The 20,998-nt window shown below is 41.5% G+C and carries 22 protein-coding genes and 1 riboswitch; of the genes, 14 read left to right on the top strand and 8 right to left on the bottom strand.

From position 1 onward, the window contains the following. Window positions 1-50: 50 nt before the first annotated feature. The 4 genes from dhaL to FFM67_RS10890 all read right to left on the bottom strand — a co-directional run bounded on the left by dhaL (window position 51) and on the right by FFM67_RS10890 (window position 3,364). Window positions 51-650 (bottom strand): dihydroxyacetone kinase subunit DhaL, encoded by a 600-nt coding sequence (gene dhaL / locus FFM67_RS10905; protein ID WP_137614591.1) that lies wholly within the window; start codon window positions 648-650, stop codon window positions 51-53. A 23-nt stretch (window positions 651-673) separates the two neighbouring features. Further along, a complete protein-coding gene (gene dhaK / locus FFM67_RS10900; protein ID WP_137614590.1) occupies window positions 674-1,657 on the bottom strand; it encodes a dihydroxyacetone kinase subunit DhaK in 984 nt (327 codons plus the stop codon). A gap of 1 nt (window position 1,658) precedes the next feature. Continuing rightward, window positions 1,659-2,057: a dihydroxyacetone kinase phosphoryl donor subunit DhaM gene (gene dhaM / locus FFM67_RS10895; protein ID WP_137614589.1), complete on the bottom strand. Its 399-nt coding sequence runs from the start codon at window positions 2,055-2,057 to the stop codon at window positions 1,659-1,661. Window positions 2,058-2,230: 173 nt separating this feature from the next. Further along, the gene (locus FFM67_RS10890) at window positions 2,231-3,364 is read right to left on the bottom strand and encodes a glycerol dehydrogenase (protein WP_137614588.1); all 1,134 of its coding nucleotides are present in this window, start codon (window positions 3,362-3,364) and stop codon (window positions 2,231-2,233) included. 167 nt (window positions 3,365-3,531) lie between these two features. On the opposite strand from FFM67_RS10890, the gene FFM67_RS10885 reads away from it, so the two are divergent. The 11 genes from FFM67_RS10885 to truA all read left to right on the top strand — a co-directional run bounded on the left by FFM67_RS10885 (window position 3,532) and on the right by truA (window position 15,490). Then, entirely contained in the window at window positions 3,532-4,554 is a 1,023-nt protein-coding gene (locus FFM67_RS10885) for a PocR ligand-binding domain-containing protein (RefSeq protein WP_137614587.1), read from the top strand. A 111-nt stretch (window positions 4,555-4,665) separates the two neighbouring features. Beyond that, on the top strand, window positions 4,666-6,792 hold the full coding sequence (locus FFM67_RS10880) for an ATP-dependent helicase (protein WP_137614586.1): 2,127 nt from the start codon (window positions 4,666-4,668) through the stop codon (window positions 6,790-6,792). A 472-nt stretch (window positions 6,793-7,264) separates the two neighbouring features. Next, window positions 7,265-8,878, top strand: a complete 1,614-nt coding sequence (locus FFM67_RS10875) for an FAD-dependent oxidoreductase (protein WP_137614585.1) — start codon at window positions 7,265-7,267, stop codon at window positions 8,876-8,878. 4 nt (window positions 8,879-8,882) lie between these two features. Further along, window positions 8,883-9,233 (top strand): hypothetical protein, encoded by a 351-nt coding sequence (locus tag FFM67_RS10870; protein WP_137614584.1) that lies wholly within the window; start codon window positions 8,883-8,885, stop codon window positions 9,231-9,233. A gap of 78 nt (window positions 9,234-9,311) precedes the next feature. Continuing rightward, window positions 9,312-9,821, top strand: a complete 510-nt coding sequence (locus tag FFM67_RS10865; protein ID WP_137614583.1) for a DinB family protein — start codon at window positions 9,312-9,314, stop codon at window positions 9,819-9,821. Window positions 9,822-9,936: 115 nt separating this feature from the next. After that, window positions 9,937-10,512 (top strand): TetR/AcrR family transcriptional regulator, encoded by a 576-nt coding sequence (locus FFM67_RS10860; protein WP_137614582.1) that lies wholly within the window; start codon window positions 9,937-9,939, stop codon window positions 10,510-10,512. A 74-nt stretch (window positions 10,513-10,586) separates the two neighbouring features. Continuing rightward, window positions 10,587-11,600 (top strand): NADP-dependent oxidoreductase, encoded by a 1,014-nt coding sequence (locus FFM67_RS10855; protein WP_137614581.1) that lies wholly within the window; start codon window positions 10,587-10,589, stop codon window positions 11,598-11,600. A 114-nt stretch (window positions 11,601-11,714) separates the two neighbouring features. Continuing rightward, a riboswitch (Fluoride riboswitch) is annotated at window positions 11,715-11,780 on the top strand. Between the two features lie 100 nt (window positions 11,781-11,880). After that, the gene (gene eno / locus FFM67_RS10850; RefSeq protein ID WP_137614580.1) at window positions 11,881-13,152 is read left to right on the top strand and encodes a phosphopyruvate hydratase; all 1,272 of its coding nucleotides are present in this window, start codon (window positions 11,881-11,883) and stop codon (window positions 13,150-13,152) included. Between the two features lie 382 nt (window positions 13,153-13,534). Beyond that, the gene (locus FFM67_RS10845) at window positions 13,535-14,293 is read left to right on the top strand and encodes a coiled-coil domain-containing protein (protein ID WP_137614579.1); all 759 of its coding nucleotides are present in this window, start codon (window positions 13,535-13,537) and stop codon (window positions 14,291-14,293) included. A 41-nt stretch (window positions 14,294-14,334) separates the two neighbouring features. Next, window positions 14,335-14,529, top strand: a complete 195-nt coding sequence (locus FFM67_RS10840; RefSeq protein ID WP_170178031.1) for a hypothetical protein — start codon at window positions 14,335-14,337, stop codon at window positions 14,527-14,529. Window positions 14,530-14,752: 223 nt separating this feature from the next. Further along, entirely contained in the window at window positions 14,753-15,490 is a 738-nt protein-coding gene (gene truA / locus FFM67_RS10835; protein ID WP_137614577.1) for a tRNA pseudouridine(38-40) synthase TruA, read from the top strand. Between the two features lie 66 nt (window positions 15,491-15,556). Here truA and FFM67_RS10830 read toward each other — a convergent pair whose 3' ends face one another. From FFM67_RS10830 to FFM67_RS10815, 4 genes are all read right to left on the bottom strand, one after another. Next, window positions 15,557-16,327 carry an ABC transporter permease gene (locus FFM67_RS10830; RefSeq protein ID WP_137614576.1) on the bottom strand — a complete coding sequence of 257 codons (771 nt, stop codon included), beginning with the start codon at window positions 16,325-16,327 and terminating at the stop codon, window positions 15,557-15,559. Then, entirely contained in the window at window positions 16,320-17,237 is a 918-nt protein-coding gene (locus FFM67_RS10825) for an ABC transporter ATP-binding protein (RefSeq protein ID WP_137614575.1), read from the bottom strand. Before FFM67_RS10825 ends, FFM67_RS10830 begins: the two co-directional genes overlap by 8 nt. 95 nt (window positions 17,238-17,332) lie before the next feature. Beyond that, entirely contained in the window at window positions 17,333-17,881 is a 549-nt protein-coding gene (locus tag FFM67_RS10820; RefSeq protein WP_137614574.1) for a chromate transporter, read from the bottom strand. Beyond that, window positions 17,881-18,444 (bottom strand): chromate transporter, encoded by a 564-nt coding sequence (locus FFM67_RS10815; protein ID WP_137614573.1) that lies wholly within the window; start codon window positions 18,442-18,444, stop codon window positions 17,881-17,883. Before FFM67_RS10815 ends, FFM67_RS10820 begins: the two co-directional genes overlap by 1 nt. Before the next feature lie 99 nt (window positions 18,445-18,543). Between FFM67_RS10815 and FFM67_RS10810 the strand changes: the two genes are divergently transcribed. The 3 genes from FFM67_RS10810 to FFM67_RS10800 all read left to right on the top strand — a co-directional run bounded on the left by FFM67_RS10810 (window position 18,544) and on the right by FFM67_RS10800 (window position 20,902). Continuing rightward, the gene (locus FFM67_RS10810) at window positions 18,544-19,416 is read left to right on the top strand and encodes a LysR family transcriptional regulator (RefSeq protein ID WP_246042982.1); all 873 of its coding nucleotides are present in this window, start codon (window positions 18,544-18,546) and stop codon (window positions 19,414-19,416) included. Between the two features lie 94 nt (window positions 19,417-19,510). Continuing rightward, window positions 19,511-20,209 (top strand): DUF975 family protein, encoded by a 699-nt coding sequence (locus tag FFM67_RS10805; protein WP_137614571.1) that lies wholly within the window; start codon window positions 19,511-19,513, stop codon window positions 20,207-20,209. 186 nt (window positions 20,210-20,395) lie between these two features. Continuing rightward, on the top strand, window positions 20,396-20,902 hold the full coding sequence (locus FFM67_RS10800; RefSeq protein ID WP_137614570.1) for a DNA-3-methyladenine glycosylase I: 507 nt from the start codon (window positions 20,396-20,398) through the stop codon (window positions 20,900-20,902). The last annotated feature ends 96 nt before the right edge of the window (window positions 20,903-20,998 follow it).

Raw genomic sequence — 20,998 nt, 5'->3', positions numbered from 1 at the left:
GAAAAAAACAAGTGTCCCTCGAAAGTTTCGGTCGAGGAACACTTGGCTGGTTAATTTAGATAAGGCAGTAGCGTCTGGAATAACAAGGCACTAGAAGCTGCCCCTGGATCAATGTGTCCGATGGAGCGCTCGCCTAAATAAGAGGCGCGCCCTTTTTTAGCTTGTAAGTCTTTGGTTTGTTCTTTCAGTTGCTCAATTTCTTGGCTGGAGAAGCGATCTTCTTTTAAAAGAGTAAGGCTAGGGCCCCAGACGTCTAACATTGTTTTGTCGCCTAGTTCTGCTTTTCCCCGATTTTTGATGCCATCGAAGCCAGCAGTTAGTATCGTAATTAATTGTTCAGTAGTAGTAATTTCAGGAAGATCTTTAGCGGCTTTCGACATATTCATAAAAGCGGAGCCATACAAAGGACCGGATGCACCGCCAACTTTTGAGATCAGCGCCATCGCTAAGACTTTAAAGCTATTAGCGATAGAGTTGGGCTCATTTCCTTTAGAAACAACTAAATACTCGGTCATTCCCCGATGCATATTGTTGCCATGATCGCCGTCACCAATCGGCGTATCCAATTCACTTAGATAATCTTTATTTTTTTCAATCGCAGCTGCAAAATCCTGCAACCACGCTTGGATATCATTTGTTGTTACCTTCATTTATTTTTCCTCCTTAGGATCTATTACCAAGAGATAGTTGAAACATGGTGAGTCAAAGCGTGCTGCCAAGTTTGATCGGCTAAGTCAATAAATGTTAAAGACAAGCCTTGCATGTCAATAGAGGTCATATAATTTCCGACCTTATGGAAGCTGACAGAAATATTTTCTTCTGCTAATAGATGTAGGACATCATTGATAAAGACAAATTGCTCCATCAAAGGTGTACCGCCCATGCCATTGACTAAGACGCCGATCGTTTGGGGTTTTTCTTCATAGGAAGCCAATAGTTTAGTCACCATTTCTTGGGCTAAAGCTTTAGATGGCTGCAAGTGCTCTTTACGATAGCCAGGTTCACCATGAATACCTACACCAAATTCAATTTCATCTTCGGCTAATGAAAAGCCGGGCTTACCAACTTCAGGAACTGTTGCAGCTTTTAAAGCAACCCCGATTGTCTTCGTTGCTGCCACGACCCGATCACCTAAAGCTTTTAATTCAGTCAGACTGGCACCGTGTTTAGCGGCATTTCCTAAGATCTTATGAACGAGGATCGTCCCAGCCACGCCGCGTTTACCGGCAGTATAGGTGCTATCTTCTACCGCGATATCATCGTCAACGACAACGATCTCTGTAGCAATCTCATTCATTTCTGCCAAATCCTTGGCCATTTCAAAGTTTAAAATATCGCCCGTGTAATTTTTGACAATCAATAGAACGCCTTGCCCTTGATCTGCTTCTTCAATCGCTATTTCAATTTGATCGGGGGTTGGAGAAGTAAAAACATCCCCTAAAACCGCTGCGCTCAACATGCCGTCGCCGACAAAACCTGCATGGGCTGGTTCATGTCCGCTGCCGCCACCAGAAACTAATCCCACTTGTGTTAAGCTAGAATTCCTTGCGATAACGCGAGAATCAGCTACTCGATGAACGAGCGTAGGATAGCTTGCGACGATACCAGACAACATTTCTTCAATAATATCTTTTGGTTCATTGATTATTTTTTTCATGTTATTCCCATCCCTTTCCGGGTGCATTTTTTGCTTCAGCGATAATGTGCGGAAGATCATCGGAAACACTAGCAGTGATTCCCGCTGCGAAAGCTCCCTCAACTAGAGGTGCATCAACTAAAATATATTTGGACTGTTGTGTTTCTTCTAACATGTCAAAGGCTAATTCTGCACTTAAAACAGCACTGCCGAGATCGGCAAAAACGAGAAATGCTTCAACGGAATCGGCTTCGTTGACAACATCAACGATCTTCGTTGGATCACTGCCAAGCTCACCATCTGAAGTGCCGCCTAATGAATAAATTTCCAGTGAATCACTTTGAGCCATTTGCTCGATCATTTCTTTGATACCGTCAGTGATTTTTTGACTATGTGAGACTAACAGAATTGCCTTTTTCATGTAAATACTCCTTTTTTCAATTTAAAATTTAATGTACTTATTTTCAAGCCGTGTAGCATTCTACTGGAGTAGAGGGGGTGTTTATGGACATCCTTTTTCGATAAATAGGAAGATCGTTATGACACATAACGTGTTACTAACTCGCTGAGGCAAGCTAGTAACACGGCTGTTGACTATTGATGTGCGTCTTTGTAAGCTTGACCGATGCGGTCGGCGACGATAATAGCATTGGCAACTTCTTCTTCTACGATTGGGAATGGCATTGAGTGAATGGATTCTTCTGGAATAGAAGCAATTTTGGCAACTTCCAGTGCTTCTTCAAAGCTGATTGATTCAACCCCAAGGTCAGCCAATGTAAGCGGCAATCCGATTGAAGCCATGAAAGCCATCACTGCGTTGATTTCTTCTGTTTCAGCATCTTCTAAAACCAATTGTGCTAAAGTAGCGAAGGCAACTTTTTCACCATGTAGATAGTGGTGTGTACCGGCTAGAACGGTCATTCCATTGTGGATCGCGTGAGCTGCTGCTAAGCCGCCACTTTCAAAGCCTAAACCAGATAATAAGATATTTGTTTCAACGATCTTATTTAATGCTTCAGTTGGTAAGTTTGCATCACAAGCAATCTTTGCGTGTAGCCCATCTTCTTGTAGATTTTCCCAACATAATTTTGCCATAGCAAGTGCAGCGTAGGTTCCACTGGCTGGGGGAGTCAATCCTTCACGAGACCCCATTGGTAAACTAGCATTGACCCGTGAGTAAGAATTGTGAGTGGCACGAGCTTCAAAGTACGTGGATAAAGCATCGCCCATGCCGGCAACTAAGAAGCGAGTGGGTGCTTTTGCAACGACCTTTGTGTCAACTAAAACAACGCTAGGACTTTGTTTGAAATAAGCATAGTCATCAAAAGAACCATCTGCGTGATAAAGTACAGCAGAGTGAGAGGTTGGTGCATCTTGCGCAGCAATTGTTGGAACAATAATCAAGTGTTCACCTTCAGCAACCACTTTTGATGCATCAATGGCTTTTCCGCCGCCGAGTCCGATAATGCAGTCAGTTTGATATTTTTCTGCTACTGCTTGCAATCGTTTTGTTTCTTCACGGGTAACTTCTCCGTTGAATCCGCCTTCATAAAACGTGATATCGAATTTCTTTGCAGTCGCATCCAATTGTGGACGTACTCGCTCAACGTCATCTGGATTAGCAATCAATAAAGCGGACTTGCCAAAGGTGGTAACGAAATACCCTAAATTTAATAACTCATCTTCACCTTGAACGTATTTTGTTGGTAAAATCAGTGCTTTTCTCATAAAATGAAGCCTCCTTGTTTTTATTTACAGTGCTATCATAAAGCGTTATCATAAAAGAATCATTGAATAATGTTACCGTTTTCTTATGAAAATCAATTGAATTATTTTGCTAAATAGAACTATTTTGTTATAACTAAGGTTCTACAATGTCGTTATGAGGTGATCGTATGAAGGGAACACAATTTGATATTGAACAAGTGCTAGACTTAACGAAATGGGAAAAGTTGCAAGAAAGTATTGCTATCGCGACTCACTTAGCGATTATTTTAGTGGATTATCGTGGACGGCCGATTACAAAGCATAGCCAAGTACAGCCTTTTTGTCAGTTGGCCCGCAATCATCCGAAGCTTTCGGCGTATTGTGAAAAATGTGATTCACGAGGCGGGCTGGAAGCAGTACGAACGGGGCAGTCGTTCATTTATCGCTGTCATTTTGATATTGTTGACATGGCGATCCCGATTATTATCGACGGTCATTATGCGGGTGCGATTATGGCAGGAGAAATTTTAATGACGGACGAACAGAATGACTTGGAGCAAGTATTGCAACTGGAAGATCAACAACTCGTCACTGATTTTAAGCAGGAGCATCAAGACTTGATTGCGCAATATCCGCGATTTAATCGAGAGGATCTGAATAAATCGGCGGAGATGTTAGAAAAGCTTAGTGAGTATATTATTAGTGAAGCAATCAAAAAAGATTATTTAATTAAGGCTTACAAACAAACACTGCGCTTATCGAAACATGAACTGCCGCTAGAAGAAGACTTGGATTTGTCATTTGTGCAAAAGGATATCCAACAATCGTTATTAGAAAATCGACTACAAACAGAAAATGGAGTGTACCAGGCGACAAATCGGCTGCTACAGCCGGCAATCGATTTAGTATTTGAAAATAAAGGCAGTCACGTTGATCTGCCGACGCTAGCTTCGGTGACCAATCTATCCCCTAGTCATTTGAGCCGGTTGTTAAAAGAAGAATTCGGCGAACCTTTTAGCAAAATCTATGGAAAACTAAAAGTGTATTGGGCCGAACAATTATTAGAAACAACTGATTGGTCAATTACCGAGATCAGTGATGAGTTAGGGTTTGTCGAGCCAAGTTATTTTGTCCGTAGTTTTAAAAAAATTACAGGAACCACGCCGTTAAATTATCGTAAAAATAAAATTGAAGCGAATAAGAGACAATAAAACGAGCGTGTTGTTTACTCGCTTCTTTTTGCCAGAGATCAAGGTCTATCATAATTTTACGATTCCGCTATAATAGACAAGGATGTTTTATTATAGAGAGGATTCTTTTTCATGATTAATTTTTCAAAAGATAAGGAGCGGTTGGAAACAGAGGTTTTCAATGATCAAACCACATTGCAGCACTTGCTGGCACAAAATAATGGGGCGGAGTTCAGTTCGGAGCAACTAGCGGCAATCCGCTTTCCGATGGAGACTCATCTGCGGATTATCGCTGGTGCTGGTAGCGGCAAGACCCAAACGATTTGCGGAAAGGCGGCTTATTTAGTCTTAGAAAAACAGGTTGATCCCAAAACGATCATGATGTGTACCTTTTCCCGCAAAGCTAAATTGGAAATGGAGGAACGGGTCAATCATTATCTAGGAGGCTATGGCCGAATCCGAGTTCAAACCTTTCATGGTTGGTTCAATCGAGAATACCAAGAATTGATCCGGCACAATCCAGCACTCAAGCAATGGGGAATTGAAGGGGCAATCGATGAAGAGCTTTATGGACAAACGGTCAATCAACTAATTAAGAAATATCGTTTATATAACTTTGATAAATACGAGGATCGCAGTCTCTTGTCGCGAATCAGCTATTGGCGCAATATGGGCTATTCAGATCAAGCGATGGTCGGTTTTGTTGCGGCTTACTTTGATGGAAAAGATCTTTTGCCGAACCAAACCCTCAGTCATGTCTTTCAACAATTTTTAAAAGAGCTAGCTGTGCTTAAAAAAAGTCATCAATTTATTAACTTTGATGATATGCTTTATAATCTAAAATTGATTTTAGAAAATGATCGCACTGCACGAGCAAGCTTGCAGCAAAAATACCGCTACATTTTTATTGATGAGTTTCAAGACATCAACCCTTTGCAAAAGCAAATCGTCGCCTTGATCTGTCCACCAGATAAGCAGAGTCAGAGCCCGTCTTCCGGTAAACTAATCATCGTAGGAGATGATGATCAAAGTATTTATTATTTTCGAGGGGCAGAACCACGCTATATCAAAGACTTTGACCAAGAATACAACCAGACTTCGTTGACACTCATGACGAATTATCGCTCGGAAGCACCAATCGTTGAGGCGGGGAATCGTTTGATTCAACAGAATGCTCATGATCGATTGGCTAAAACCATGACCGCCATCAAGCCAGCTGTTCACGAAATCTCCGCATTGAGCTTTCCCGATGATGAAGTAGAAGCTGCTTGGATTGGCAGAGAAATTCAAACACTGGCGACTCAATCGCCGAAAAAAGACGGCACTCCCGATTATACCGATACCCTTGTTTTGTATCCAACACGGGTGCAGCTAAGGTCACTATTAAAACAATTAACGGAACAAAGGATTCCTTTTGTCACACAATCAACGGATGATCTCTTAGGAATCTTTGGACTCCCTTTGTTTAAAACATTATTTGAACAATTACAAAAAATCGCGTACGCAATAAATAGTAAAGAAAAAAATGATGCTTTAAAAACGATCATTCAACAATACGCTTTTTATCACTACATAAAGTTCGGCACCAGCGCTGCTTTCTTGGAAAAACTTTTCACCCAAAATAAATTCAAAATCAATGATCTAGTTACTTTCTTAGTAACTGAAAAGCAGCTTGATCGATCAGCGCAAACGAAGACAAAACAATTCTTCAAGCAAATCTATACTTTTTATCAAAGCCAGCAGCTACAACTGGTTCCTTTTGTGGAAGCCATCCTGGCGACTCCTAAATTTAAAAAGGAACTAAGTATGGAAGAAGCTGACTGGCTGGCAAAGGAATTAACGGAAGCCGAGGATTGGCCCGGTTTAGTGGCAAGCTTTGAGCGAGCTCAAAAACAAAATCAAGGAATGAAGCAACGTTTAAAGGAATACGATCAACAGCAACTAAACGCCGTCTATCTATTATCGATCCATGCCAGCAAAGGACTAGGAAAAAAGAATATTTTTATTAAGGGTGTTTATGAGGACGCCTTACCAAATCATCATACAGTTGAAAAAGTAGACTGTGATTTGCAGGCGGCCGTTGAGCAGGGCGCACCGCCGACAACGATGGAAGAACAGCGACGGCTGATGTATGTCGCTATCACGCGAGCGAAGGAAAGATTATATGTGACGTTCCCAAAAGCTGTCAACGAGAAAAAAACCGAACCCTCAGCATTTATTGCAGAAGCCGGTTTAACAGTTAAAGAAGTCAAAGAATAGTTGACTCAACCAAGACTTTCAGCAAGACCGGGGCTTTCTTTAGTGCAAAGAAAGCATGGGCAACCGCCCTTGTTCAGAGTCAGTTGGCGAGGCTGTGATAGAAGTGTTCAGTTTCAAGAAATCAATCGGATCATTCGAAAATAGTTTCTCGTATTTTTTGAGATTATTAGACATATTTCCGAAGGCACTACGAGTGGACCGTCTTCGGAAGCAGGAGGTATGACAAATTTTTTGTCATACCTCCTTTTTGCATGTAAACAGCTTATTCGTCTGTCTCATTGTAGGGAGTCATTTTTCCTAAACTAATTTTTTCTTTGCGAGAACAATTCTTTGCCGGTTCGTTGAAAACATTGTACTATCGGAATTAGAAATGCCAAGTTATTGTGGAGACCTATTTTAGGAAACGTTCTCTCTTTAGCAGGCATATGCTTAAAGCTAAAACTTATTTTTTTCAAATAGAGGAGATGGAACCATGAAATTTGTAGTAATAGGTGGGGTTGCAGGCGGGCCTTCGTTTGCTACCCGCTTGCGTCGCTTGAATGAAGAACACGAAATCGTGATCTATGAACGAGGAGAAAATATTTCTTACGCAAGCTGCGCATTGCCTTATTATTTAGGAGGTGTGATTGAGGATTTAGATTCCTTGATTGAACGGACACCAGAAATATTGAAGGTAAAGAACAATATCGATGTCTTTACGAAGCATGAAGTTCAGACGATTGATCCAGCGAATAAGCAATTAGTCGTCAAAGATTTGGCAACTGGCGAAACGACTGCGACTAATTATGATAAATTAATTATTTCAGCAGGGGCTCGTCCAACCTTACCGCCAATTAAAGGTGCCGCAGAAGCGGAAAATGGTTTTGTTTTACGGAGTGTGACAGATGCTGCGGAGATCAAAACCTACCTTGATGAACACGATCCTAAGAGTGTTTTAGTTTTAGGCGCCGGCGTGATGGGGCTTGAATTAGCTGAAAACTTTAAACATCGCGGAATGGACGTAACACTTGTGGATCAATTGCCGCAAGTCGCTTTTCCGTATGATGAAGAGATCGCGGATTTGATCTACGCTAAGTTGCTTGAAAATGATTTGCATGTTCATTTAAATACACGAGTGGAAGAAATTCGTCAAGCGGGCCAAGAAGTTCTTTTATCCGATGGAACGAGTCTTAATCCAGAATTGATTCTCTTTGCGACTGGAGTAGCACCCAATAATGAAGTCGCTAAAACGGCTGGTATCGAATTATCCGAAGATGGACAAATCATTGTCAACGATCAATTAGAAACGAACGTTGCCGACATCTATGCAATTGGTGATATTATTAAAACCACCAGCGTAGTGACAGGTCTAGCAACCTCAAGTATGCTATCCAGTGCCGCTAATCGTCAAGGTCATATGTTAGCAGATATGGTTAATGGTACACCAATGAGTTATCGCGGCTATATCGGGGCCGGCGTAGCGAAAATTTTTGATTATACCGCTAGCTACACAGGGATGACCGAGCATGCCTTGAAAGCGTCTGGTATCACGAATTACAAATCTGTTTTTGTGACCCCTTTTGATCATGCTTACTTTTATCCCGGTGCAACACGTCTAAATCTGAAGATTATTTTCGATGCGGACAGCGGCAAAATTTTAGGTGGACAAGCGGTTGGAGAGCAAGGTGTCGATAAACGAATGGGCGAACTGTCTGTTGCCATCACAGGTAATCTGACCGTATTTGACCTGCCCGATTTAGAATTACCTTATTCACCACCGTACTCAACCACGAGAGATCCATTGAACATTGCCGGCTATGTGGCAATCAACCAAATGACCAACGTGGTGGAAACAATCAAAGCTACGGATATTTCAGCTGAAGATTTAGCTAGTGCCTTTTTCTTAGATATTCGTGAAGCGGACAAAGCACCTTCTGGGTCTATTCCTGCAACAAAAAATATTCCTATGAATGAACTACGTGAACGAATCAATGAAGTTCCAAAAGATCGTAAGGTTTATATCACCTTTAGAAAAGGGTTAAATACCTATACGTCTGCACGGATTTTAGCTGGCCTTGGGATTCCAGCAATTTTAATCGAGGAATAGGCAAATGAATGAATTCAAGCAAGTTTTCAATCAGTCACAACAATTTTTGATTTTACAAGCGTATATTGATCAGCAGCTTTCGGAAGAAGAATTAATGAACTTTACACTGCTGGAAACCATCGATGAGGTACCGGTGGTGTTTTATGCAGCAGGCATGCTGGTGATTCAGCCTAATTTAGATTTGGATCAATTTCAGCATACGTTTTTTTCTAAAGAAGCCTTTAAGTTGCAACAAGAAAATGATCGACTAGTTGTGGCTCTTTTAAATCAGACATTGACGTTTCAATTTGCTGATTCATCAGAAGCAGAGCAAGTGGCTGGCGATCTTGCTTATTTGTATTCAACCGCCGAATAAGTTGAATAGTTGCCCTTACTAAAGTGCCGTAGTACAGTTGAAGAAGAACGAATTCAAATGAACTAGGAGGCTTTTACGATGGAAAGTATGCAATTGGCAATGGAGATTTTGGATCGCGCACAGGAACGTTTTGAAGAGACTTTTGAACAAATGACCACAGAAGAGGCCAACAAGATGCCGGCACCATTGATTAAATCAGTGACGTGGCTAATGTGGCATACTGCTCGTGAATTGGATCTGCAGATTTCAGCTTTAAATGGGACCGAGGCGCTTTGGACGAGTGCTGGCTGGACAGAAAAATTTGCATTGGATTTACCGGATGATACCGAAGATTATCGCCACTCGCCGGAAGAAGCGGCAAAAGTCGTAGTAACGGATCGGCAATTAGTTTTAAAGTATCTAGCGGACAGTATACAGTTTACCAAGGAGTATTTGGATAAATTGGATGAGGACAGCCTTGCAGATGTGATTGATACCACTTGGACACCGCCGGTTACACGCCAAGCCCGGATCGTCTCAGCAATTGATGATGCTGCGATGCATTCTGGTCAAGCTGTGTACACGAGACGCTTAGTAATTGGAAAATAAAGTTCGTAGAAGCAAATCTTTCTTTTGAAAGATTTGCTTTTTTAAGCGTATTAATTTACTTTAATGCAATTTACGCTTATTATTAGAACGATCATTCTAAAAAGAAGGTGTTCAAGTGGCTCGAGTAAAAGAATTTGATGAAACAGAAGTGTTAACAAAAGCGATGCAATTATTTTGGCAGCAAGGTTACGAAAAAACTTCGATGCAAGAATTAGTGGATGTCATGGGGATTCACCGGCGAAGTATTTATGATACGTTTGGTGACAAGCATCAACTGTTTTTAAAAAGTTTAGCCCTCTATGAACAAAACTTAGCAGAAAAAATCAATCAGCGAATTCCAGCTGAACTGACTACGCGTGAAAAAATCAGACGGTTACTTGCGATAACCTTAGACCGTGAAACCGGTCAACCGTCGGGCTGTCTAGTGGTGAACACCGCCACGGAACTGGCGTTGATCGATGATGAAGCTAAGCTGCGGGTAGCGGCGATCTTTCAGCGAAGCGAAAACTATTTGTTGACGGTCTTGACCCAAGGCCAGCAAAAAGGCGAGATAGCACAAGCAGTGTCATTGAAAAGTTTAGCTCATTATTTTCACACTGTCTGGCTAGGGGTACGAGTCGATGCGAAGATCAGTAGCGATCCTGCAGAAATAGTTCAGACGATCGACCAAGCGTTGCAAGTGTTGTCTTAGTTAGGAAGTGGCTACTGAGACAATCTTTTTTTACAAATAAACTAGAACGTTCGTTCTAAAAAGGAGAAAATATAATGAAGGCTGTACAAATAAAAAAATATTCAAAAGAGCTTCAAACTGAAATCAATGAAATTCCGATTCCTGCAATCACGGAAGAACAGGTCCTAATCAAGGTCAAAGTAGCGGCGGTTAATCCTTTAGAAATATTGAATATCACCGGTTCCGTAAAATTAATCCAAGATTATCCGATGCCTTTAACATTGGGAAATGAATTAACTGGTGTAGTTGAAGCGGTTGGGAAAAAAGTGACGACTTATCAAGTCGGTGATGCGGTATACACCCGCCTTCCACTGGAACACATCGGGGCCTTCGCAGAATATGCAGCAGTCGATGCGGCGGCCCTCAGTCCACTACCGAAAAATTTGGACTTTTTAACCGGTGCTGCTGCGCCTTTGACGGGTCTAACGGCTTACCAAGCGCTACACGAGGAATTAGAAGCGAAAGCTGGTCAAACACTGTTTATTCCTGGCGGTTCAGGCAGCTTTGGTCAGATGGCAATCCCTTTAGCAAAAGATTTAGGCTTAACAGTGATCGTTTCCGGTAGCCCCGAAGCAAAGGAACGGACATTGGCAGCTGGAGCAGATCGCTATTTAAATTATAAGACAGAAAATTATTGGGAGCTGTTAGAGCCGGTTGATTTTGTGATAGATACCTTAGGAGAAAAAGAATTTGATAGAGAGATTTCGATCATCAAGCCCGGTGGCCGCCTGCTCAGCTTGATTGCAGGGCCCAATAAACGGTTCGCTATCACGAAAGGCATGCCAAAGGCGAAACAGTTTTTATTTGGTTTAGCTGGAAAAAAATTAGACAAAAAGGCCAAAGAAAAAGGAGTCGAGTATCATTTTATTTTTGTCCGTTCTGACGGCGAGCAATTAAAAGAAATCAGCCGAATCATTGAAAAAAATCAAATCATTCCTGCCATCGATCCAAAAGTGTTTCAGCTTGAAGATAGCAATGAAGCGATACAATATGTCGCCAAAGGGCACCCTCAAGGGAAAGTTTTATTACGAGTGGATCTAAACGAATAAAGACTTAGCCAGACCAATCCCGAAACAGGTTGGTCTGTTTTCATTTATTACTTAGGATGCAAGCAATTGAAAAGTCATTTTATTTGTCAGGGAAAAAACATCGTGCTATCGTTTAAATGTAAGAGGGATGGTGCTCCCTCCTGACTGCTGATGTATTCAGCTGATGGCGCCTGTTATAAGTTCAATACTTTTAACACTTTGGCTGAGAGGCATAAGGTGTATTTAGAAGTACTCAACTTGTAACAGGCTTTTTTGTATTTAGATTGAGGAGGAAATAGACATGACAGTAGTAATTGAAACAGTAAAAGCAAGAGAAATTTTTGATTCTCGTGGAAATCCTACGGTGGAAGCAGATGTGATTTTATCCGACGGCACATTAGGTCGTGCAGAAGTTCCAAGTGGTGCCTCAACAGGCGATCGTGAAGCAGTGGAATTACGGGATGGCGGCGATCGTTTGATGGGTAAAGGTGTTCGTAAAGCTGTTGAAAACGTCAATACTGAAATCAATGAGGCATTAAACGGTTTAGTACCTTTCGATCAAGCAAAAATCGATCAAGTTATGATTGACTTAGACGGTACACCAAACAAAGGTCGTCTTGGCGCCAATGCGATCTTAGGTGTTTCTATGGCTGTTGCTCGGGCTGCGGCACAAAGTCAAGGTGTGCCATTGTATCGTTATCTTGGTGGTGTCGATCTTGAATTGCCACAACCATTCTTCAATGTAATTAACGGCGGTGTTCATGCCGATTCCGGTATCGACGTGCAAGAATTCTTAATTACACCAGTGAAACGTGAAAGCTTCCGTGATGGTGTTGAAAAAATCGCCAACATTTACCACACGTTAAAAGGTGTGCTTGGCAAAGAAGGGTATGAAACAGCGGTTGGAGATGAAGGTGGCTTTGCTCCTAAATTAGCTAGCACCGAAGCGGCGATCGAAATGCTTTATCGTGCCATCAAAGAAGCCGGTTACGTACCTGGTGAAGAAATTGCCATCGCATTAGACCCCGCATCAAGTGAATTTTATAGCGATGAAACAAAGAAATATCGCTTTGAAGGCAAAGAAATGTCTTCTGACGAAATGTTGACCTATTATCAAGAGCTAGTGAAAAAATACCCAGCAATTATCACAATTGAAGATGGTTTCTCAGAACATGACTGGGACGGATTTAAGAAAATGACGGAGACAATGGGCAAAGAAATTCAACTAGTCGGCGATGATATTTTCGTCACAAACCCAGCAATCTTCGCTGAAGGTATCGAGAAAAAAGTGGCTAACTCAATCTTGATCAAATTAAACCAAATCGGTACAGTTTCTGAATCCATCGAGACAATTAAAATGGCTCGTGCCAATGGGTATACAACTATGATCTCTCACCGTTCGGGTGAAACAGGCGATACGTTCATCGCAGATTTTGCCGTAGCAATGAATGCCGGACAAATCAAGACTGGTTCGATGGCCCGCAGTGAACGGGTTGAAAAATACAACCAATTCCTACGTATCGAAGAAGAATTAGCCGGTTATGCCAAACTAGCTCGCTTCCCCAAAGCATAATAAAAGATAGTTAGACCGAACCCCTGATCATCCAAAAGATGGTCGGGGGTTTTGTTTTAACCTTTTTTCGTTTAAAAATATTTTTGGATAAAAAATGACCATTTTTTGAAAAAAACGAGAAATCTCTAGGATTTCATAGTCATGGATAGCTACTTCCGCTTATAATAGAATGAACAAACCGGCGATTGAATATCCTGTTAATCATGGATTGAAAAAAGACACAAGCACAAATATTTCAATGTGATTGAAGTTTTGTCAGGATAGATCAACAATGCCTTTAAAGCATGCAGACCCTATTTTTTGCGAGTAAACCAAGTTGTTCCTAAAGAGTAGGGAAAATTTTCATTGATCCGAAAATACGACCAAAGAAAGAGGGATTCGCATGTGCGCACAAGAAAAAAAGAGTAGATGGTTTTCAACCCGAACCATCATAGATAAGATTAACGCAATTCCAGATGAAAAAATTACTAAAGGGTCTGAGGCGAAGATTGCTCAATTAGCAGATAAAATCGCTTCGAAGCAATCAGAGGAAATTACGGAATTAAAACAGATCCTGACTGAAAAAGAAGCAGCGCTAGAACAGTATCCGCAGGAAATGGCGGTAAAAAGACAGCGGCTTGAAAATGAAAACGAAAATTATAAACAGGCGATCCAACGTTGGGACGCGGAGAAAGCTAAAAACAGTGAGCAGATGAACACGTTGGAAATGGAAATAAAACAAATTAAAGAGGACACAGAGACACTGCAAAAAAGAGAAGAGCTGGAGCAGCTCAGAACAAAATTAGTCCAAGCTAGAGCAGAAAATAGAAAATTGCAACAGGCGAAACAACAGTTGTCAGCTCTTGAAAAAGAAAGTCAAACGATACAGCAGAAATGCCAAGAAGCAATCGCGCAGCAAAAGAACCGAGAGCTTTGGCGGTATAACAAAATCAATCAGTTAGAAAAGCAAGTGGCTTCATTGATTGCTGATCTGGATAAAAAGGAAGAACAGATTGAACAACAGGAACTGATTCTTTGGAAAAAAGAACAGCGAATCAGAGAATTACTGCTTGCGCAGAACAGTAGACCGGCGCTGGTGAAAGAAGAAACGGTGACTGAGCTGCGCCAGCATGTGGCCAGCGAAAAGAAAATGAACGCTTGAAGCAGGAGACATTTCGGTCTCAAAAAGAGGTTGCCGAAACATTGAGTTCCACCCGTAAACAGGCGGACCGCATGATTGGAAAAGCCCACTATGATTCTCAACGGATCATGCAATCATCTGAAAAAGAGGCACAGCAGATTCATACTCGTGTACGAGCAATTTCAATTGAAATCACGCAAACAAGAAAAAAATCATGGGCGTCTATGAGGATCTGCACAGCCGGATCGACCAATTAAAGCAACTGAACAGTGACTGACTAAACGAGTGAATTCTTTTGACCTTAGCGGAAATGCTAAGGTCTTATTGTTTTGCGGTTTAAAAATAATAATCAGGAATCTTTACTCGTAGGTTCATTTACCGTGAACAGAAAGGAACAATGACTTTCTGTTTTCATCAGTAAAAGTATTCGTTTTGTGTTAGACTACTGAAGAATAATCGAAAGTAAGAGGAGCCTTATTCATGCGAAATATAAAATTAACGATCGAATATGATGGAAAAAGATACCTTGGCTGGCAACGGCTGGGGGACTCAGATAAAACGATCCAAGGCAAAATTGAAAGTGTCATCAACCAGATGACCGGAGAAAAAATTGAAATTACCGGATCAGGCAGGACGGATGCGGGGACCCATGCACGTGGACAAGTAGCAAATTTTAAAACCAATACAGAGCTTTCTCGGCCTGAGATACTAAGCTTTTTCAATCGTTATTTACCAAGTGATATCGTGGTAAAAAAAGTCGAAGAAATGCCGGAGCGTTTCCATGCGCGCTACAACGTTAAAGGCAAACAGTACAGCTACTATGTCTGGAATGACCCAATTCCAACTGCCTTTGAACGCTATCACAGTTTTTATGTACCACAGGAATTAGATCTTGCGAAAATGCAGGAAGCTTGTGAAAAATTAATTGGGACGCACGATTTTCTGGGCTTTTCGGCTCTGAAAAAAACTAAAAAATCAACGACTCGAACGATTGATGAGATTGCGATTGAGCAAGAAGGCAGTATGTTGCATTTCACGTTTATTGCAGATGGTTTTTTGCATAAAATGGTGCGGATCTTGATGGGAACAATCTTAGCCATCGGTGCAGGTGATTTGGGGCTAGAGGTTATTGATGAAGTCTTGACGGAGAAAGTTAGAAAAGCCGCGGGAGAGACCGCCCCCGCACAAGGACTTTTTCTTGATGAAGTTTATTACTAAAAGGTGAATAATAAAAAAGAAGCGAGAAGCTGGGACAGTGTTATATTTCCAGCTTCTCGCTTCTTTTTAGCTCCGTAATCCACGACCTTTTTGAATCAAGTACCAGCAGATGCTATAAAGCACGGCAATAAAGAGAATCAAAATCGTCATGGAAACGACGATGGACACGTCCATCACGCCGAGAAAGCCATAACGGAAACCAGAGATCATGTAGACGATCGGATTGATTTTTGAAACAGCTTGCCAAAAGGGTGGCAACATAGAGATGGCATAAAAGACACCGCCAAGATAAGTTAAAGGTTGTAGGACAAAAGTTGGCACGATGGAAACATCATCAAAGGATTGGGCGAAAATCCCGTTCAATAAGCCTGCTAGTGAAAATAGAATTGCTGTCATCAATAATGTCACAACCACGATGAACCAGGAATAAACATGGAGGGGAACAAAAAATAAAGAAATAATCGTAACCAGTGCGCCTACTAAAACACTGCGGCCTAAGCCGCCAATCACAAAGCCCCAGATAATAATATGGGTCGGCACCGGAGCGACTAAGATTTCTTCAATATTTTTTTGAAACTTCTGAGAGAAAAAAGAAGATGAGACATTGGAATACGAGCTGGTGATCGCCGACATCATGATCAAGCCGGGAACGATAAATTCCATATAAGAAAAGCCCGCCATATCCCCGATCCGACCACCAATTAAATTACCAAAAATGACGAAATATAATGAAGTCGTAATGACTGGTGGGACTAGCGTTTGGACCCAGATTCGCAAGTAACGGTTGGTTTCTTTTACAGCGAGACTTTTTAGCGCAGTGAAATATAAATTAAACATGTTTTTCCTCCGTAATTTTCAGGAATAGTTCCTCTAGACGGTTCGACTTATTCCGCATCGACAAGACTTTGATTCCTTGTGTAGTCAGTTGGTCGAACAATTCATTGATTCCTTGATCTCGTTCGACTTCCACCGCTAATGTTTGCTCATCTTCGAAACTATAATTAAAACCGTTGATTTCGGGTTCTTTATCATAGGGAGCCAAATCTAAAATAAAGGTTTCAAATTGCAATTTTGCCAGCAATGATTTCATACTGGTGTTTTCGATCAACTCTCCTGATTGAATAATCCCGATGTGACGGCACAGCATTTCCGCTTCTTCAAGGTAATGGGTCGTTAAAATAATGGTCGTACCATTGGCATTCAACTCACGTAAAAAAGCCCACATTTCACGCCGCAGTTCGATATCCACACCGGCGGTCGGTTCATCTAGGATCAATAAACGAGGTTCGTGCATCAAAGCCCGAGCAATCATCAGCCGCCGCTTCATTCCACCTGAAAGCATTCGTGCCCGGACGTTGCGCTTTTCCCATAAATCGGATTGTTTCAAATATTTTTCACTGCGTTTTAGGGCTTCTTTCCGAGGTACACCGTAGTAGCCCGCTTGGTTGACAACAATTTGCTGGACGGTCTCAAAGGGATTGAAATTGAATTCCTGCGGGACTAACCCAATCTGTTGTTTAGCATTGACCAAATTAGTATCTAAGTCATAATTAAAAACCTTTACCTTGCCAGAAGTTTTGTTAACGAGTGAAGTAATGATTCCGATCGTTGTTGATTTCCCTGCACCGTTCGGACCTAATAGGGCATAAAAATCCCCTTCTTCTACTGCTAAATCAATGCCCTTCAAGGCTTCGACACCCGTTTGGTAGACTTTGGTTAAATCTTTTATTTCAAGTGCATAAGTCATGAAATTCTATTCTCCTTATAGAGTTTATTCCTTATTCTATCATTCATTTTCGCGGGAACAAACCTGAAATGTTTATACTAGTTGTTGAAGGTTGTTTAATATAAAAAGAAACCAGCAATGCCCGCAAGACACATCAAGAAAATTGGATTCAACTTGAACTTGCGCAGGATAAATAAGAATACAACAAAAAGAAGCACAGCGATCCCATCAAGGTGAGCACTGAGTATAGTTGATAATTCGGAGGAATCAAAGAAGGTCAACAGCAAAATGGTAAAGCCGGCGGACATAATCAGACCAATCGAAGAGGCCCTCAAGCTTTTTAATACCTGTGAGACATAAGAGGATTCTTGATGTTTTTGGAAAAAGTCGTACAGTGCGATAGAAATGACACAGCCGCCTAAAATACAGCCGATGGTTGCGACAATCGCTCCGACAAGCCCGTTTATTTGCATGCCGACGAAGGTGGAAGTATTTACTGCGATCGGTCCCGGCGTCATTTGAGAGATTGTAATGATATCCGTAAATACGTTATCCGTCAGCCAACCTTGTTGATTCACGACTTGTTCTTGGATTAAAGGAATGATCGCGTAACCGCCACCAACGCTAAACAACCCAATTTTTAGAAACGTCCAGAATAATTGCATTATCTCGCCTCCTTTGTTTGTTGATAGCGAACTTGAAGTAAACACATCATTGCGCCGAACACCAAAATAAAAATGACGTTTACGTTGAAGAAAACATTGGCAATAAAAGCGGTTGGGACTAATAGATTAAGCAGTTTAGATTTTTCTTTTCGTAACAATTGATACATATCGATCACGACATCGACGATTAAGGCCGTAACACAGGCTTGCATTCCTTTTAGAATCGCCATAATCATTTGGTTCGCGGCGAAAGCTTCATACCAGCTAGAGACAAAGCCCAAAATGACCAACGGCGGCAAGATCGAACAAATGACACTGAGGACGGCACCAAGAGAGCCGCCCGCTTTTTTTCCGGCTAGAACACTGAGATTGATGGCGATTGCTCCAGGGGAGGATTGAGCAACCGCCGCCATTTCCATTAATTTTTCGTTGGAGAAGACGTGCTTCTGCTCAACGTAATATTTACGTATCATTGGCACGACAACATAGCCGCCACCAAAAGTAAACGCGCTGATAAATAAATTGACTGAACAAAGCCATAAATAGAACTTAAGGGATTTCATGATTGCTCCTTTCCAAACAGATTAGTTTTAGTGTAAGGGTTTGTTTTTCATGTGTGAAATGATATTATGATCTCATTAGTATGAATTCAATTCATGGGAGTGAAGGCTTTGAACTTCAAGCAGTGTTTGATTTTTCGCGAAATCGCTCGTACAAAAAATTTTACGAAAGCAGCACATAATTTATATCTGACACAGTCGGCTGTCTCACATGCCATCAAGGATTTAGAAAACGAAGCGGAGACGCAACTGTTCGAACGGCTTCATCGCAGCGTCAAACTGACACCAGCCGGAGAATTATTCTTAAAAGAAATCCAGCCGATGATCGAAGAATTTGAAACGGTGGAGGCTCGGCTGCCTCATTTAGAAAAACAATCGCCCTTAAAGATTGCTTCTTGCATTACCTTTGCCCAAACACAACTCCCTCAGCGGTTACAAAGGTTTCAAGTGCTTCAGCCAGCGGCAAGTTTCGAAGTTCAAGTTTTTCCGGCGGCAGAATCACTTGCACGGTTGGAAGAAGGAAAAGTCGATTTAGCCTTTATCGAAGGTCAAATTTTTCAACAATCAGTTGAAGCAAAAAAAATCGCTGAATACCCTCTGTGTGTTGTAGCAGAAGCGGCACACCCGATGGCTGAGTTGTCCTTTGGCGAATTACTAGAGCAGCCTTTATTATTGCGCGAGCGGGGCAGTGCGGTACGGGAAACGTTTGAATCATCAGCGGTTTTACAAGGAGAAAAAGTATTTCCGATTTGGGAAAGCGTAGATTCTCAAGCGTTGATTGCGGCAGTGAAGGCGGGATTAGGCATCTCGGTGCTTCCAAAGATTTTAGTGGAGGAAGAACTGTTAAGCGGCCGTTTGAAGGAAATAAAAATCAAAGAATGGTCATTAACCAATGATATCACTGCTTTGCTGCGAAAAAGTCGCTATCAGTCGCATTTGTTAGGCGCTTTTTGGCAACTGTTAGATGAAATATAATGTGCAGGCTGTATTCAATCGAAATAGGAATTGATTTATAAGACATTTATAATCAATTCCTATATAATTAGAAAACAAAAGGGGGGTATTAATTATGAAAACGACTGCCGAATTAAAAGCAGAAGCGAAACAAGCTTTAAAAGGAAGATGGGGGCAGGCTGTGCTGTTAAACTTAATTCCCACATTATTAGGCCTTGCCGTGCTGTTCTTTGTTTTATTATCGGGGATGATTGTCTATGTACTTCATGGATCTGGTGACGGGATGATTTCATCTGTTTCAGACTATCAGCAAAATTATAGTAATGGAGTGGGAGCAAACCTTGTTTCCTCGATTGTCAGCGCCTTATTTATGAGTGGGATTTCTTGGACTTATTTAGATTTATTACGAGGTGAAAAGACTGAAATTGAACCATTCAAGGATGCTTTTCGCGGGTTCCAAGGGGTCTTCATCGCAGGTGTCATTTTACTTGCACTATTGACGAATATCTTTTCTACGTTGTGGGCCTTGCTACTGATTATTCCTGGAATAGTTAAAACATATTCTTATTCACAAAGCTATTTCCTTTATTACGATCAAATCAAGCAAACGGGTGAGAAGCCTAAAGTGTTGGAAACAATTACAGCTAGTCGCCGTTTAATGAGCGGACATAAAGGTCGCTTGTTCTGGTTGGATGTCACTTTCATTGGGTGGCATATTCTGGCGCTCATTACATTTGGGATTGGCTATTTATGGCTAACACCTTACATTACAGCGACTAAAGCAGCATTTTACAAAGATCTATCAAAAGCTTAAACAAAAGACGTTGGAACCGCTCGAGGTTTCCAACGTTTTTTGTTTAATTTAATAAAGAGGGTATTGACGTGTAAAGAAGGGATTAGATAATAAGAGTTGTCTGTTTCTTGAATCGTGTAGTTGGGAATGGATCAGACAACTGACTAGAGAAGGATACAATAAAATTCAGACAGAAGGCGATGGGAAATGAACAGCTATCAGTGGTATAGTGACCAATGGGGAAAGCCAACGAAAGATGATCGGTTATTGTTTTTATTGCTGACGGTTGGCGTTTTTCAAGCAGGATTAAGCTGGCAAGCGTCTGCTAGTAAGCGTGAAGCGTTCATACGAAATTTCTGTGAAATGGATTTTCGTAAGGTCGCCGCTTTTTTTCCTGACGATGTCGAAAAAATTATGAATGATCCCGAGATGATCCGCAATCCTCGAAAGATTAAAGCAGTCATTCAGAATGCTCGGGCAATCGTGAACTTGCTGGATGATTACCATAGTTTCGCGGACTATCTATGGGATTTCTTTGGTGGGGTACCTGTGTTGCACCAGTATGAAACTAGGGATGAAGTGCCGAATCAATTACCGGAAGCCACGGTGATCGCTAAGGATATGAAGAAACGTGGCTTTATCTTCGTCGGTCCGGTAGTGACTTGTATGTTTTTGAAGGCCGCTGGGATTATTCAAGATCAGGTGATGGAATAAGAAACTGCTAAGGAGATAGAACCTGCATTCCCGAATTGTGTAACGATAATCACTCGAAAAACCGCTGTAACGCTTGATATATAGCGGTTTTTTTGT

Source organism: Enterococcus viikkiensis (assembly GCF_005405345.1).
Taxonomy (GTDB): Bacteria; Bacillota; Bacilli; order Lactobacillales; family Enterococcaceae; genus Enterococcus_A; species Enterococcus_A viikkiensis.
Note: the sequence above shows the minus strand (reverse complement) of the source record. Positions and strands in the feature narration are given on the sequence as shown.

Bases quoted from the DNA above. Each gene is read 5' to 3' on its own strand.
- FFM67_RS10825 (WP_137614575.1), bottom strand. From the start codon at position 17,237: ATGACTTATGCACTTGAAATAAAAGATTTAACCAAAGTCTACCAAACG.
- FFM67_RS10845 (WP_137614579.1), top strand. From the start codon at position 13,535: ATGTGCGCACAAGAAAAAAAGAGTAGATGGTTTTCAACCCGAACCATC.
- dhaK (WP_137614590.1), bottom strand. From the start codon at position 1,657: ATGAAAAAAATAATCAATGAACCAAAAGATATTATTGAAGAAATGTTG.
- FFM67_RS10815 (WP_137614573.1), bottom strand. From the start codon at position 18,444: ATGAAATCCCTTAAGTTCTATTTATGGCTTTGTTCAGTCAATTTATTT.
- FFM67_RS10875 (WP_137614585.1), top strand. From the start codon at position 7,265: ATGAAATTTGTAGTAATAGGTGGGGTTGCAGGCGGGCCTTCGTTTGCT.
- FFM67_RS10870 (WP_137614584.1), top strand. From the start codon at position 8,883: ATGAATGAATTCAAGCAAGTTTTCAATCAGTCACAACAATTTTTGATT.
- eno (WP_137614580.1), top strand. From the start codon at position 11,881: ATGACAGTAGTAATTGAAACAGTAAAAGCAAGAGAAATTTTTGATTCT.
- FFM67_RS10865 (WP_137614583.1), top strand. From the start codon at position 9,312: ATGGAAAGTATGCAATTGGCAATGGAGATTTTGGATCGCGCACAGGAA.
- FFM67_RS10885 (WP_137614587.1), top strand. From the start codon at position 3,532: ATGAAGGGAACACAATTTGATATTGAACAAGTGCTAGACTTAACGAAA.
- dhaL (WP_137614591.1), bottom strand. From the start codon at position 650: ATGAAGGTAACAACAAATGATATCCAAGCGTGGTTGCAGGATTTTGCA.
- FFM67_RS10830 (WP_137614576.1), bottom strand. From the start codon at position 16,327: ATGTTTAATTTATATTTCACTGCGCTAAAAAGTCTCGCTGTAAAAGAA.
- FFM67_RS10890 (WP_137614588.1), bottom strand. From the start codon at position 3,364: ATGAGAAAAGCACTGATTTTACCAACAAAATACGTTCAAGGTGAAGAT.
- truA (WP_137614577.1), top strand. From the start codon at position 14,753: ATGCGAAATATAAAATTAACGATCGAATATGATGGAAAAAGATACCTT.
- FFM67_RS10805 (WP_137614571.1), top strand. From the start codon at position 19,511: ATGAAAACGACTGCCGAATTAAAAGCAGAAGCGAAACAAGCTTTAAAA.
- FFM67_RS10800 (WP_137614570.1), top strand. From the start codon at position 20,396: ATGAACAGCTATCAGTGGTATAGTGACCAATGGGGAAAGCCAACGAAA.
- dhaM (WP_137614589.1), bottom strand. From the start codon at position 2,057: ATGAAAAAGGCAATTCTGTTAGTCTCACATAGTCAAAAAATCACTGAC.
- FFM67_RS10820 (WP_137614574.1), bottom strand. From the start codon at position 17,881: ATGCAATTATTCTGGACGTTTCTAAAAATTGGGTTGTTTAGCGTTGGT.
- FFM67_RS10855 (WP_137614581.1), top strand. From the start codon at position 10,587: ATGAAGGCTGTACAAATAAAAAAATATTCAAAAGAGCTTCAAACTGAA.
- FFM67_RS10880 (WP_137614586.1), top strand. From the start codon at position 4,666: ATGATTAATTTTTCAAAAGATAAGGAGCGGTTGGAAACAGAGGTTTTC.